Origin of the sequence: Arcticibacter pallidicorallinus (assembly GCF_003002875.1) — a bacterium.
GTDB lineage: Bacteria > Bacteroidota > Bacteroidia > Sphingobacteriales > Sphingobacteriaceae > Arcticibacter > Arcticibacter pallidicorallinus.
Window position 1 is genome coordinate 231,448 of the sequence record NZ_PVTH01000005.1, and the last position, 14,641, is coordinate 246,088.

General features: G+C 44.8%; 10 protein-coding genes. 4 read left to right on the forward strand and 6 right to left on the reverse strand.

What is annotated here, in order from left to right:
• Positions 1-542 precede the first annotated feature (542 nt).
• From B0I27_RS10230 to B0I27_RS10240, 3 genes are all read right to left on the reverse strand, one after another.
• On the reverse strand, positions 543-4,361 hold the full coding sequence (locus B0I27_RS10230) for a glycoside hydrolase family 3 C-terminal domain-containing protein (protein WP_219905006.1): 3,819 nt from the start codon (positions 4,359-4,361) through the stop codon (positions 543-545).
• Between the two features lie 59 nt (positions 4,362-4,420).
• A complete protein-coding gene (locus B0I27_RS10235; RefSeq protein ID WP_106293145.1) occupies positions 4,421-6,817 on the reverse strand; it encodes a glycoside hydrolase family 127 protein in 2,397 nt (798 codons plus the stop codon).
• 82 nt (positions 6,818-6,899) lie between these two features.
• Positions 6,900-7,985: a glycoside hydrolase family 43 protein gene (locus B0I27_RS10240; RefSeq protein ID WP_106293146.1), complete on the reverse strand. Its 1,086-nt coding sequence runs from the start codon at positions 7,983-7,985 to the stop codon at positions 6,900-6,902.
• A 219-nt stretch (positions 7,986-8,204) separates the two neighbouring features.
• On the opposite strand from B0I27_RS10240, the gene B0I27_RS10245 reads away from it, so the two are divergent.
• Positions 8,205-9,323, forward strand: coding sequence for a DUF418 domain-containing protein (locus tag B0I27_RS10245; protein WP_106293147.1), 1,119 nt, complete (start codon positions 8,205-8,207; stop codon positions 9,321-9,323).
• A 36-nt stretch (positions 9,324-9,359) separates the two neighbouring features.
• On the opposite strand, the gene B0I27_RS10250 is transcribed toward B0I27_RS10245, so the two are convergent.
• Positions 9,360-11,516, reverse strand: coding sequence for a glycoside hydrolase family 97 protein (locus B0I27_RS10250; protein ID WP_245925479.1), 2,157 nt, complete (start codon positions 11,514-11,516; stop codon positions 9,360-9,362).
• A gap of 223 nt (positions 11,517-11,739) precedes the next feature.
• On the opposite strand from B0I27_RS10250, the gene B0I27_RS10255 reads away from it, so the two are divergent.
• Positions 11,740-12,573 carry an ion transporter gene (locus B0I27_RS10255; protein ID WP_106293149.1) on the forward strand — a complete coding sequence of 278 codons (834 nt, stop codon included), beginning with the start codon at positions 11,740-11,742 and terminating at the stop codon, positions 12,571-12,573.
• A 79-nt stretch (positions 12,574-12,652) separates the two neighbouring features.
• Here the strand turns inward: B0I27_RS10255 and B0I27_RS10260 are convergent, their stop codons facing one another.
• Positions 12,653-13,012, reverse strand: a complete 360-nt coding sequence (locus B0I27_RS10260) for a helix-turn-helix domain-containing protein (protein WP_106293150.1) — start codon at positions 13,010-13,012, stop codon at positions 12,653-12,655.
• 340 nt (positions 13,013-13,352) lie between these two features.
• Here B0I27_RS10260 and B0I27_RS10265 point away from each other — a divergent pair, with 340 nt between their 5' ends.
• The gene (locus B0I27_RS10265; RefSeq protein ID WP_106293151.1) at positions 13,353-13,562 is read left to right on the forward strand and encodes a hypothetical protein; all 210 of its coding nucleotides are present in this window, start codon (positions 13,353-13,355) and stop codon (positions 13,560-13,562) included.
• On the opposite strand, the gene B0I27_RS10270 is transcribed toward B0I27_RS10265, so the two are convergent.
• The gene (locus B0I27_RS10270; RefSeq protein ID WP_106293152.1) at positions 13,559-14,194 is read right to left on the reverse strand and encodes an MgtC/SapB family protein; all 636 of its coding nucleotides are present in this window, start codon (positions 14,192-14,194) and stop codon (positions 13,559-13,561) included. The genes B0I27_RS10265 and B0I27_RS10270 overlap by 4 nt on opposite strands.
• A 140-nt stretch (positions 14,195-14,334) precedes the next feature.
• On the opposite strand from B0I27_RS10270, the gene B0I27_RS10275 reads away from it, so the two are divergent.
• Positions 14,335-14,526: a cold-shock protein gene (locus tag B0I27_RS10275; protein WP_106293153.1), complete on the forward strand. Its 192-nt coding sequence runs from the start codon at positions 14,335-14,337 to the stop codon at positions 14,524-14,526.
• Positions 14,527-14,641: the final 115 nt, after the last annotated feature.

Below are 14,641 nucleotides of genomic sequence, written 5' to 3' on the forward strand. Positions count from 1 at the left end.
TGAATTGTTTGGCGCCGAATTTTTAAAAGTTAAAAACAATTGTTCTTTCTATATAATATCTACCTAAGCTGTTGAACTTAGGCTTCAAAAGTTATTTTATCACCCGCTCATTAGTAAACCGCGAAGGTTGCTTTCAATTCAGAAGAAGAACATGTGTATACCGTAGTTTAAGAGCGTCACAAATACGTCAGAACCCTATTTGCATTAATCCAAAAAATCCTTAAATTAGCCTCCAGTAAATCAGAAACGCGGTTTTTTTCAAATAAAAACATTCGAAGTCGTTGACTCTTAATCAGTGGGTCGAGAGTTCGAGCCTCTCCCAGGTCACTTGTAGAAAAAGCCCTTTTTGATATCAAGAAGGGCTTTTCTTTTGCCCCCTTTTTTATCTTTGAACACCAAAGACTCTTGTAGCAGCTCGAAAAGTTACTCGTACAAGTTTCTGAAAGTCCGTTTTAACATCCTACATGAGTTCGACTAAAAAAGCCCTCTGATCAGGTATTCCTGATCAGAGGGCTGAACCAAATTTGACTATTCTCTAAAGGCTATTTTAAACCCGTATTGCTGATTCTGAAATAATCAAACGACACGTTAAATGGAGTACCTGGCTTGGTGGTGCTCTTATCGAAATAAAAGGTGCTGGTCATGCTTTGCGTCACCACTCCATCAGCAGCAATCAATCCGGCCTTAATATCCTTCAACATGATATCGGCAGTAGCCAGCTGGTTAAATTTAACACCATCTAAAGAATAATAAGCGGTATAGACACTGCCCTTTTTCTCCAACCTGAGACTTAAATCTTTATTGCCCGTGATCTCTTCCTTCAGATCGACCCACTTCATCGATTTAGCGATCCCGTTTTCCTCAATCAACAGATCTATTGATCCTGGCTGCACACCCGTTTGCCTGGTCGTTTTGATAACTGCCCGGAACATCAATTTCAGGAAATTATCGTCATCCTGGTAAACCAGCAGTCCCGCATTTTCCGGCTGGGCAGGCGTTCTTGAAGCTACAAGCTTTGTTTCTATCATCCAATCGTTATTGGCACTTTGTAACAGGATGTTTTTGGCGTTATTACTTGCTTCAGAAACGTCTCCCGGTTCTGTAGTGATGGTCAGTGCTCCGGGCTTGGCTGACAAGTTGCGAGTAGCGGGATTCTCTCTTAACCATTGCCATTGTTTCCCTACCGAAGAAGCGTTAAACTCGTCGCTCACCGACGCCACATCAAAATTAATATAGTAAGAGTTTTTCTCGAAAGTAAGGTGATCGATGAAATTGACTACCGCGGTTCCCGGTATCCCCTTCGCCTGCTCTATATCTACGGAAATGTTCTTATCGGCAGCCGTAGCTTTAATTACCGGGATAGCAGACTTTTTACTCATCAAATAGCTGTATGCACGCACATCGGCACTAAATCCGGGAATTGCCTTTCCGTTTACCGTAACAGATCCGGGCTTGAGGTTCGGCATTACCTTGACAGGATAACTGCCCGACAATTTTTTGCCATCATAACTTACTTCTGCAAAAATGGTGGCAACCCCCGGACGCACTGCACTTACCTTCCCGGTTGCGTCAACTGAAACCACCGCTGGATTGTTACTTTTATAAGTAATTTTTGCCCGGCTGAGATCTAAAAAGCTATCGTCAGACAAGCTTGCAGTAAGGCGGGAAAGAGCAGTGTTTCCAGGCGTCAAAACGATCTTATCCGAGCTTGCTACCACGGTCTTCAATACTGCCTTGTAGGTACCGGTCATGGTGGCCGCAACCTCCCCCCGTATATCTTTGGATGATGCCCCTATTTCGAATACATACTTACCCTGGTCAAAGGTGATTTTATCGTTCTCTGCATCCCAGAACCAAAGGTCGGAAGCATCTACCTCAATGTGCACCGTTTTGGTCTGCCCTGCTGGGATGGTAACCCGTTTAAAACCTTTCAACCTCTTAATGGGGCGTTGTAGGGCCGCCGGACTTTCAGGTGTTTTCACATACAGTTGCACAATTTCATCCCCGTCTACCTTGCCTGAATTTTTAACATCGACCGAAACGGTTACTTTTTCCTTAGGCGTCATCGTATTTTTATTGATCTTAAAATTGCTGTAATCAAAGGTTGTATACGAAAGTCCGTAACCAAATTCATACGAAACATCTTTGTTGAAATACAAATAGGTACGGCCATTTTTGCCTGCTCCACCCCTCAGTGTATAGTCATTGAAATCAGGAAGATCGTTAACCGATTTATACCAGGTTAGCGTTGACTTTCCGCCGGGGTTAACTTCGCCAAACAGGATTTTCGCCATTGCGGCACCCTGCGCCTGACCGTTATACCCCGTAAAAATGACCCCTGGGATATTCGCGTTGTTTTTAATAGCTTCCACTTCTACCATCCCCATGGTTTGCATAACGACAATGGTATTCCGATTTGCAGCCGATATAGCCTTAATAAGCGCCATCTGGTTCCCTGGTAAGGCCAGAGAAAAACGGTCTGACTCTTCACGTCCGGTGCTCTGATCTGTACCCACAAAAATAATCGCCACATCGGCAGAGGCCGCCAGTTGAAGGGTCTGCTTATCCGTAGCAGGTGCCTCGGGCTCTTTAAAAACCAAATACACCTCTTGTGGACCATTTATGCCCAGGGTATTTACTTTTGCAGCCACCGTAATGTTCCTGCCGCCGAAAGGACTTCCACCGCCCGCCGGCGCTTTAGCCGCTACTGTTTGTGAGGCGATAATATTACCTGTTGGCGATCCTACCCTTGCTTCAATAACGCCGCCATCGTAGGCCACACTTAAGTTAAATCTCATGGAATCCAGTTCGCCTACGTTGATGTTGCCGTAAGATGTCCAATCGCCATTTTTAATACCTCTTACAGACACGCGTCCGAACCTCGGCTCCGTGATGAGCCCTTTGGCCGCATTATCAAATTTAGTGGCGTCGTAGTCTTTTACTGTGCCACTTTTGGTGACCGTGGAAAAGCTATTTAGAGTAAAAAAATCATTTCTTCTTTCTGTATTTCCCCCTTCAGCGTGCATCACCTCGATATTGAGGCCCTTTTCCTTAACATAGTTCCGGATTCCTGCCAATGGTGTACTTTGCAAAGCGGGTTCTACCGGACCGGAGTAATCCCCCAGTTCGATCTTATTAGCCATTGGACCGAATACTGCGATTTTCCTGATGTTCGCCGGCTTAAGGGGCAAAGCTTTTTGCCCTGTCTTGGCAAGCTGATTGTTCTTCAACAGCACAGGAGTTTTAGTAGCAATTTCCAGTGCCAGGTCATTGTGAGAAGGATCATTGATAATATCGGGCCGGATACCGGCGAAGGGAACTATATTCTGAGGATCAAACTCCCCCAACCTCATGCGAATAGTAAACATATTGACAAGTGCCCTGTCGATATGAGCCTCATCGATCAGCCCTCTTTTTAAAGCCTCAATCGCGCTTACCTGGTACACATCACCACAGTCACTATCCACACCCACAGTAAGACCCATAGCGGTGGCCTCCGCGCCATCTTTTGCATACTTGTGCCCTCCTATCATATCGGATATCGCACCACAATCGCCTGTTATATAGCCGTCCATCCCGTAGGTGCGGCGGATGACAGAATCCACCAGAAACTCATGTGCCGACATAGGTGTGCCATTTACGGCTCCGTAGGCAGTCATCACAGAAGGCAGCTTATCTTTTTCAATCAACGCCTTGTAAGGTGGCAGATAGAACTCCCGCAAGTCCCGGTCGTCCATATCAGACGAGCCCGTATGGCGGTTATATTCGGTATTGTTGGCCACAAAGTGCTTACCGCAAGGAACCGTTTTGAGGTATATTGGATCGTCCCCCATTAATCCTTGAATGAAGCCTCTGGAAATTTCCGATACCAGGAAGGGGTCCTCTCCAAAGGTTTCTGCGGTACGACCCCAACGAGGATCGCGGGCTGGTTCGATCACCGGCGACCAATATGTTAACGTAAAAATTCGTTCGTGATTAAAGCCGCGTGCCTCGTCGGCGATGACTTTAGTTTCACGTTTAATCAACTCCGGGTCCCAGGTACAGCCGACAGCCACACTGTTCGGAAAAGATGTAGCCGTCATCCCACTATTATTATTCCGCCCCATCACGCCATGAAGTGCCTCGCCCCAGACGTCATATTTATTGACACCGAGACGCGGAATAGCCGGCATGGTATTGCCCAGCTGACTCATTTTTTCTTCCAGCGTCATTCTGGATACCAGGTCTGCCGCCCTTTCCTTGAAACTGTAAGCGGTATTGAGGTAAATTGGCTTTTCGGAACGCTGCTCATATGGAATAAAAGCCATAATGGCCGTTAGACAAAGCATTACAGCGAGGATCTTGGCAAAAAAAATTTTCATTGCGTGATGGTTTAGTTTATAAAAGGCGTTTAGACTACAAATAGGAAATAAATAACTTATCACTTTTCCCTGACCAGGCGGACATAATAAACCGCTCCCGCTGTACTGTTGGGAAGAGCCTGGAATTTAACCCGGACGTTTTCCTTCCCTTGAAGCATAGCATTGGGGATGGAATATTCAACGTCCTGAAACTGCGACTGGTTCCATCGGTCAGTATTGTTTTCTGTTATTAACTTCTTATCGTCAATATAGATGTCAAACTTCCTTGTTCCCCATTCAGCACCCCAATACCGTACGTATAGTTTCAAATCTGTTTCAGAGTTAGTTACCAAATCATAACTAAAATAACCCTCGTTGCCAGCCTCGCGATACATTTCATCGAAATTATTGCCGGTCCGCGAGTTTTTACTTTGCATCTTATGGTCGGTTTCCGGCTGTTGTTCACCAGTGTTCACCTTATCAACGGTGCGTCTGTCGAGCGCCAATCTTTTTTCTTCAGTCTTTGAAAGAGAATCACTGTATCGCTCATACCTTCTCTCGTTTAGGGCCAGCCAGTAGATCATATACCGTGAATCGTGTATCTGATGAAAAGGTTCCAGTACCATGTTCTCCAGAGGGTTTTTCGTAGCCACATTTAACTTAAAATGCAAGGGCTTTCCTTCTACTGGCACCAGTTTGTCGCCGATATTTTCAATATTGTCGTCAATAATGATCGGGGCTTTGTCTATGGGTAGCATTTTACCTCCGGTATATTGATCGAAGCGTCCCTCTCCGGCAACCAGGCTTCCCATATCTTCTGTCCCTGCTTTAGCACCAAGCAATATCGGACCGTGCATGATCGCGACATAGTCCGGCACGTCAGGCATACGTTCGATGGTATTTCTCATGGGCAAGACAAGCTCAACCCTGTCTCCCTTTTTCCACTCTCTGTTAATACTCACATAAGAAGAGGGTTGGGCAGAATAGTTAAAGGCTTTCCCGTTAATCAATATTTTAAGCGCACCTTCTTTTACCCATCCGGGATACCTGACCAGCAGATTGAATTTTGCTTTACCTTTTGTAACCGTCAGCTTGGTTTGCTCTTCTAATGGAAAAGCAGTTTCCTGCTTAATCTCCACACCTTTTTCTTTCCAGCTAAGCTGTGAAGCCATAAAAAGGTTTAAGAAGAGCTTGTCGCCTGAATGCGAAAAAACCATCTGGTTGTACTTCCCATGATTCTCCATTCCGGTACCTACGCAGCACCACATGGCCTTATTCGGTGCCGAGTATTTGCGGTGCTGACGTGGCCGGGCAGACGTGAAATAAACATAGCCGCCATGCTCCGGATGTTGAGTGGAACGGATGTGATTGAACGTAGCCCGCTCATAATAATCCATGTATTTCGCCTCCGGTTGCTCGCGGAACAAGTCTTCCGTTAACTTCAGCATGTTATAGGTATTGCAGGTCTCCGGTCCATCGGTAACCAGCAGATAGTCGAAAGCCGATGTTTCACTGGGGAAATGTTCCCTGCGGCTGTTTCCACCAAATGCAAGCGAACGGTTTTGTGTAATGGTCTCCCATGAAAAGCTCGCCGCCTTCGCATACTGTTCGTCACCGCTTAGTTCACCTACCCGGCCAAAACCAATAAATTTAGGAATCTGCGTGTTGGCGTGTCTATTGTCCAGATTATCAACTCCCTTCGACAAGGGGTCAAGGAATTGCCTGTGCGAATATCTTTTTGCAGCCATCAGATATTTGTTGTCCTTTGTCATCTGATAAGCATCGGCAAACATTTCATTCATTCCGCCATGCTCCATGTTCAGCATCCTTTCCATCTGCTCATCAGACAGGCCCGCGGTAATGTCGATACCCCAGTCGCAAAACTTAAGGAACATATCTTTCGCTTCCTTATTATCAGCGTATAACCAGGCATCTCGCAAACCGGCATACATCTTATGTAAATTATAGAAAGGAGCCCATGCGGAATTATAGATACTTAAGTCGCCCTTCTTAAAGGCCGACCATAACCTGGCACTGTTCGGGAAACCGCCAACATAACCCCGCCCCCATTGTGTATTGTTTTTCGCATTAGCTTCCTGACATTCCCTGAGCTCCTTGATCATATACTCCATGCGCCTTTTACACTCGGCATTTCCGGTAGCGGCATAATTCATCGCCAGGGCCGACAGATAATGACCTCCGACGTGACCATCCAGACCATCCCAATTGGGATACGTTTCAGCTTTTTTGGGTAAACCAGCCTCTTTGCGGTAAGGTGCCAATAAACGGTCTACATCGTATTGCAATAACACTTTCAGGTTCAGGTCTCTGGCCCGTTTAAACGGGCCATCCAGAAGGCTTATATCACGTAAAGGGAACTGATCCTGGTATAGCTTCTCTTGAGAATTGCCTGTAAATGGAATCAGGCCTCCCATTAATACCGTTAGTATTAAACTCCTAAGGTTTATCGTCTTCATAATTGGTCTTATGCAGTTTGACCGTAAACATACAAATTCAGGTTTGAAATTTACTACTGAATACTGCGATCAACTAGAAAGGTTAGTCCTTCATTGTCGGTCCATAAACCACCAGCTTCCCATCTTTACGTACCTCCATTTTATCGATAAATACAAGTCTCTCATGTCCGGTAGCCTTTGTTCTTCCGTGATACACACATAACATGTCCTTTCCGTCAGGCGACATCGTAATGCTGTTATGGCCGGTGCCCGTAACCCTTCCGTTCTTCTGCAGTACCGGATTATTGGCAGCTTTAACGAAGGGACCCAGCGGCGACTTCGACGTCGCATAACCCACCGCATAATTCTGTCCGTCAAAGTTATTGGCCGAGTACATCATATAATAGGTATCCTCCTTTTTGAAAATGAATGATCCCTCCGTCCAGCGGCGGTTCACCTCCCTGGAGGTGACAGATCTGCTCTCCCACTCCGCGATATCCATTTTCACCGGTGGGCGCAACAGCAATACGGGCTCGCCGATAACACCGCTGAAATCATTCTTCATCTCCACCCCGTAAACCCAGCTCTCTTCGATTTCTTTATACCATCCTTTTTTTCGCGCCCATTCCGAAACTTCGCTCTTTACCGGATGCTTGTAACAGCATCTCGAATAGTATAGATACGTCTTCCCGTTCTCAAACCAAACGTTCGCATCAATGATCGGATAGCCGGGATCAAATATGGGTTTATCCTGCATGTCGACAAAAGGCCCTGTCGGCTTGTCGGCCACAGCTACACCAATCTTGAAGTTCTCTTCTTCCTTGGTGGGATTATGACGCCACTGCGCACTATAGAACATGTAATACTTACCATTCCGCTTGTAAACCTCGGGCGCCCAATAGGCCCCGGTTCCCCAGCCGTTTTTGTTATTACCAAAGTATACCTGACCTTCGTCCTTCCAGCTCTTGAGATCCGGAGAAGAGTACACCGAGAAACCGTCCTTTGCTCCGCCGCCCGTACCGTACATAAAATACATGTCCCCGTCTTTCAAAACAAAGGGGTCACCAAAGGCAATGGAAAGAGGATTTGAGTAGGTCGACCCCGCTCCGACAGCAGCGCCCTGTTGTGCCCTGGCAGTATTCGCTGTCATACATGATACAACGAGCAGGGTCATTAAAATTTTTTTCATAACAGGCAATTTGGGTTAGTGCAACACAAAGTTAAGATTCGGAACGTCAACAGGCTAACAAGAATGTGTCAGATGATATAACTTTTGTTGCACGGAAACTTGCCTTCAAGTTAAATGGGCTTACCACAAACTGCACAATAACCTAACAGAAGCAGTACAACAGAGAGCATTACGTGATTAAGGGGCTATTTTCAGTCTTGGTTTTCTTAATTTGAAGACATGAAAATACCCAGACTCGAAACACTCGACGTGCTCAGAGGATTTGCGCTTTTGGGAATTTTTATAACCCATCTGTTCTCAGTCGTACTATATGAACATGAAGGTTACCCGCCAAAGGTCAACGCCATGATCAACATCACCTATCTGAATCTGCTGTCCAACAAGTTCTTTACCATCTTTTCATTCTTGTTCGGGCTCAGCTTTCATATACAATTTCAAAATTCCCTGGGGCGGAGATCCAACTTTGTCCAACCCTACATCTGGCGCCTCGCAATCTTATTTGTTATCGGTAGCCTCCATTTTCTTTTCTACGTAGGCGATATCCTGCAGGCATATGCTTTACTGGGTCTACTGCTACTCAGCAGCAGGAATCTAAAAGAAAAAACCCTTCTCCTTTTAAGCTTGCTTTTCTTTTTGCTCAGTATCGTTATTCCGGCACTCGGTATTACCCGAGACTTCGATATAGAAACGAGCATCCTTACCAGGATCTTCAATGCAAAGATCGTCGATAAATACAACTGGTATTTGTTTACCGACGGACGACTCTACGTCATTGCAACTTTCTTCTATCTCGGGTTTTATGTCGGGAAGATAAACTACTTCCTGGACGTGAAGCTCAGAGACCTGAAGAGACTGCTTCTCATCAGTATCACATTGGCCACGATCAGCACCGGTGTTCTGGCTACTATTTATCTTACGGGTGCAAGAAGAAATCCTGAACTGAGTAACATCGATCTTTTTATTACGATTGCAACCCGGTTTCAGCAGATCTCCCTCACATTTACTTATATCGCGATTATCGTGATGCTACATAAATTCAGTTCACAGCGGTTCCTGAACTTCCTTATTCCCATCGGGAAAATGGGACTTACCTTCTACATATTGCAATCGCTCTACATCTATATGATCCACGATTGGCTGGCCGCAAATGGATTATTGTGGGCACTTACCGTCGGCATCGGCAGCTTCATACTCCTGAGCCCAATATGCGCTATCTGGATGTCGAAGTTTAAATCCGGTCCTTTAGAATGGATCTGGAAAAAATCCACAGACGTCGCTGTTAAGGTTACCGCAATTAAACAAGAAAGCGGCCCACAAAAAGTGGAACCGCTCTCCTAATCAAAAACATTGCTAAACCCTGGCTTAAATGTACTTTTATAGTTTAGCCACTCCCTTTAGTTGTGCCTTGTTCGCTTCCTCTAAACTGATCGCGTATCCACCCCCCGCAGCAACAAACTGCGAAAGCTTAGACTTACTGTCCACCACAACTTTGCGAATCGTATAGGCCTGAGGGTTTGTTTTGTAATGCGCATCTTTTGCATCTGTATAAAGCGTAGCGATATACTTTTTACCCGGCTCCAAAAATCCAAAGCCTATTTTCGACGTTCTCGGCTCGTTTCCGCCAACACTTCCAACAAACCACTTTCCTGTCTTCTTCGCCTTCCGTGCTACGGTGATATACGCTCCGGGCTCTGCTTCCAGATATTTGCTGTCATCCCAGTCAACCGCTACATCCTTGATAAACTGAAACGCGTCGGGGAATTTCATATAGTTTTCCGGAAGATCAGCCGCCATCTGCAGCGGACTGTACATCGTCAGATAAAGCGCCAGCTGATTGGCAATTGTGCTGTTCACATGCGAATTATTGTCCGGATTCAACTTACTGACGTCCATTTCAAAGATCCCCGGAGTGTAATCCATCGGACCGCCCAGCTGTCTGGTAAAAGGAAGTAGCGTTACATGGTTGGGCTTCGAGCCTCCAAACGCCTGATACTCCGTACCGCGGGCTGATTCGTTTCCTATCAGGTTCGGATAAGTTCTCGCGATTCCTGTAGGGCGCACAGCCTCATGCGCGTTGATCATAATTTTATATTCAGCCGCCTTTTCCAGCGCATACTGATAATGGTTCACGATCCACTGGCTATAATGATTTTCTCCTCTTGGCAAAATATTCCCCACATAACCGCTCTTCACGGCATCGTAACCATTATCCTTCATAAACTGATACGCCTTATCCATCTGACGCTCGTAGTTACGTACGGAGCTGGATGTCTCATGATGCATCATCATCTTCACATTCTTCGATTTCGCGTAATCCCTGATCTCTGCAACATTAAAATCCGGATAGGGCGTTACAAAGTCGAATACATAATCTTTAGAATTACCGAACCAATCTTCCCATCCCTGATTCCAGCCTTCTACCAGTACGGCATCAAAGCCATGCTCGGCGGCGAAGTCAATATGCTTCTTCACATTCTCGGTCGTAGCACCATGCTTACCATTCGGCTTAGCCTTGGTATAGTCGGTAACACCCAGTTGAACGGAAGGATACTCATCCGTATAAGCCCATGAGCTCTTGCCGGTGATCATCTCCCACCATACCCCTACATATTTCGTCGGCTTGATCCATGAGGTATCCTCGATCTTGGAAGGCTCATTCAGGTTATATGTCATCTTTGAAGCCAGGATATCTCGTGCATCGTCGCTAACGATTACCGTTCTCCATGGCGTATTAAAGGGCGCCTGAATGTATCCCTTATCACCCTTTACATCGGGAGTTAACCATGATTCAAACACCATATTCTTGTCATCCAGGTTAAGATGCATACAAGCATAGTCGATCAGGGCAGCCTCATGCAAATTGATATAGATACCCTGGTCTGTCTTCATCATCAATGAGGTCTGCACCCCGGTGGGCGAAAACGACGCCTGAGAGACGTTAGCCGTGATGGCTTTTGGCATTAATCCCCTGATCTCAGATAGCCTGGAAGTAGTGAAATCGTATTCCTGTGTATCGTAATCTCCAGGAATCCAGAATGCTGTATGATCACCCGTCATCGCAAACTGCGTTTTTTCTTCCTTGATTACAAAATAAGTCAGATCTTTCTGATGCGGGAACTCATAGCGAAAGCCAAGACCCTCATCGAACAGCCTGAAACGGATCAGCATCTGCCGGTTGGTGCCTTTCTGACTCAGCGTCACCGCCATCTCGTTGTAGTGGTTGCGGATCGTTTTTACCTCTCCCCAAACGGGCGTCCAGGTCTCGTCAAACGTCGAAGTCTTTGTGTCCACCAGCGTAAAATTATCATGCAGCGAAGATTCATCGTTAGCAACCTTCTGGTTCATATCACCACCTGAAGCAGCATCCTTTTTCAGTCGTTTCAGCTCAAAACCAAGCTTACTTGGCTTAATCACCTCCTTGCCTTTATACTGCAGGTTGTACACAGGGGTGCCGTCGCTTTGCAGTGAAAATCTGAGCGAAAATTTGCCGTTAGGAGACTTCATATCCTGTGCTTGAGTACTGTGAGACATAGCCAAGCATAAGCAAACTAAAAAGAGAAATGTTCTCATACTTTATAGATTATAATAAATAGCAGTTTTTTACGGTAACGTTCCCGAAACGCTAAAATAGCTCTAATCAACCAATATTCAATGCATTTTTGAAATATTACTTTATCTCAAGCATCTTTCAATCATCAACATTCTGTAGCCACATTATTGTAAATTTGCTTCTCCAGCAAATGAATAACCGAACATGAAGCTTAGGTCGAACGAACTCTTACGCAGAAAAATATACATGGTCGTGTTCCGGTCAGACACACCTGCCGGAAAGCTTTTCGACCTGGTACTCCTCTGGCTTATCTTGTTCAGCATACTATCGGTCTTTCTGGAAAGCGTCGCCAGTATCAGGCAGAATTACCTTTCCTATATCCGTGCGGCCGAATGGTTCTTCACCATTATATTTACCATCGAGTATATCCTGCGGATCTATAGCTCGCGCAAGCCTCTGAAATACATTTTCAGCTTTTTAGGCTTAATCGATCTCATCGCTTTTCTTCCCGGTTACCTGAGTTTGTTTCTTACAGGCGGACAATATCTTGTGGTAGTGCGCGCCTTCCGCCTGCTGCGGGTCTTTAGGATTCTTAAACTCAGCCGATTTCTCTATGAAGGCAATATCCTGAGCACGGCGCTGAAGTCCAGTATGCACAAAATCATCGTTTTCATCCTGAGTGTGATCACACTGGTAACGATCATCGGCACGCTGATGTACATTATCGAAGGGGATAAAAGCGGTTTCACGAGCATACCTGTTTCCATATATTGGGCAATTGTGACTATAACAACGGTGGGATACGGAGATATATCGCCCCAAACTCCGATGGGACAACTTCTGGCGAGCATATTAATGATTATCGGCTATGGGATTATAGCAGTACCAACAGGCATTGTATCGGTCGAAATGGCCAGAGCTACTGAAGAAGCGAAGGAGAAATGCGAGTATTGCCAGGCTCCTATTTACCCGAGAACTGCGAAATTTTGCTCTAACTGTGGTAAAGAGCGCCCCGGGGAAAAACAAGTATTCTCATAATTCAGAAATGCGCCGAAACAAAAAAACCCGACTCTCCATGAGAATCAGGCTTTTGATAAGATTGGTGTATAGGTATCGTTTAAACCGCTATTGATAGCTGGTGTGCCAATTGCTCGTTGTATTGTTCCAACAGGCTGATATATTTATCTTTCCAATGCTGAGCCTCGTCTTCTGTCGAATCTTCGATACTCATGGAGAAAGATGCTTTTTTAAATCCTCTTTCGAAGTCTTCTGAAGTAAATAAATGAGGCAGTTCAATTGAAAAGTCGTGATTGATGACACAACCTACTCTGAAGATGATGTCAGCCTTCAGCTGTTGCTGATTAAACCAGTTATAAACGGAACGTCTGTTGACATTTGTCAACCTGGCGACATCACTGATTGAATGACCGTTTCTTCGTACAACTTTTTCAAGGATTTGACCGTAATGAATTTCCATAGTTTTTGAGAGTTTGTTAATTTAAAAATCGATAAGGTTTGTTTGTTAACGCGTTGAAATATCTAAGACAAGTACTGTACCGATCTCACAATAAAATTTCCTATGAGATGGTATTTCAACACATTTTCATAAGATACTGAACGATTTAAGGTTCAGTATGAGTAACAATACTTCACTTTTTAAAATATGTTTCAATCATTAACAACCTGCAAATATGGCCATTAGAACTACTATATTAAATATAACATACAACCACACATGAATAATAATCAGATAATCAAGCAACTGTAAATAAGTTGTATCTTTTCTCTCACCCAGTTATTGTTCAGCCGACTATAAAATGGCTAAACCGTTATTCCACCAGGAAATAAATATCAGTCCGGCGGTAAAATCGGCAGTTCAGATGGAGCGGCTGAAAAACGAAGCAAGCAATCGTCTGAACATGGGCAGTCGACACCCCGAACTGGGGACATATCTCAGACTACATTGGGGAATTAAGCCCCAATTCGATATCTGTGGATACCGCGCCACGAAACGTAACTTGCTTTAACTAAAGCTAATTATCTCCGCCACACCTGCAAGCCGCTCATTGAGTTCAGTGAACGACCTCTTGGTAGCCGTCACCTGCCACAGGACGCTAAGACTCCCGTTATCCTTGCTCAACTCCAGTCGCTCGATATTCAGTTCGGCATTATTGAACGATCGCTCCAGTGCCTGAATCCGGTTGAGATCGGAGTGATTAAAGGTTACGCTCACAATCTTCTGTTTCTGCAGCGCTCCAATGAGCTTTTCCACCTTAGATACCATTAATAATATAATAAGGGTAATAATAGTAAAGAGAAATGCCAGCGCGTGATATCCAATCCCTGTTGTCATTCCTATAGCTGCCGAGGTCCAGATCACTGCTGCTGTAGTCAGCCCTCTTATCGAAACCTGATCCTTAAAGATCACACCCGCACCGATAAAGCCAATTCCCGTAATGATATTTGCTGAAATACGATCGTCCGAGCCTGCTCCATATCCGGATACTATAGTAAATATTGTGGAACCCAGGGAAATCAGGACGATCGTTCGAAAACCTGCAGACTTACTTTTATATTCTCGTTCGAACCCGATTATGCCTCCGCAAAGAACAGACATACACATACTCACGATGTCAGATATACTAATATTAAACTCCATTCAGATTAAACAAAACCTCCTCGCCATGGTTTGAATCCACTTGCCGATTAACACATGAGCGTCATGTGACAAAATATAATTTTCGATACTGCCTAATAATCAATAAATTATTGTACATTTGGATAATTAATTAAAATACAATGCAACAAGGAACAGTAAAATTTTTCAACGAGACAAAAGGTTTTGGATTTATCGTACCAGCGAATGGTGACAGCGAAATCTTCGTTCATTCTTCAGGTTTGTTAGATAACATTCGTGAGAATGATTCAGTAACTTACGACGTTGAACAAGGCAGAAAAGGCCTAAACGCTATTAATGTTAAGATCGGTTAATTAAAACTCATTTTATATATTGATAAAAAGCATCCTCTCACAGGATGCTTTTTTTGTTTAACAGGATTTTTTTGTCGCTCACGCAAAACCTGAAGCACTTTCTCCGGTTCATCTT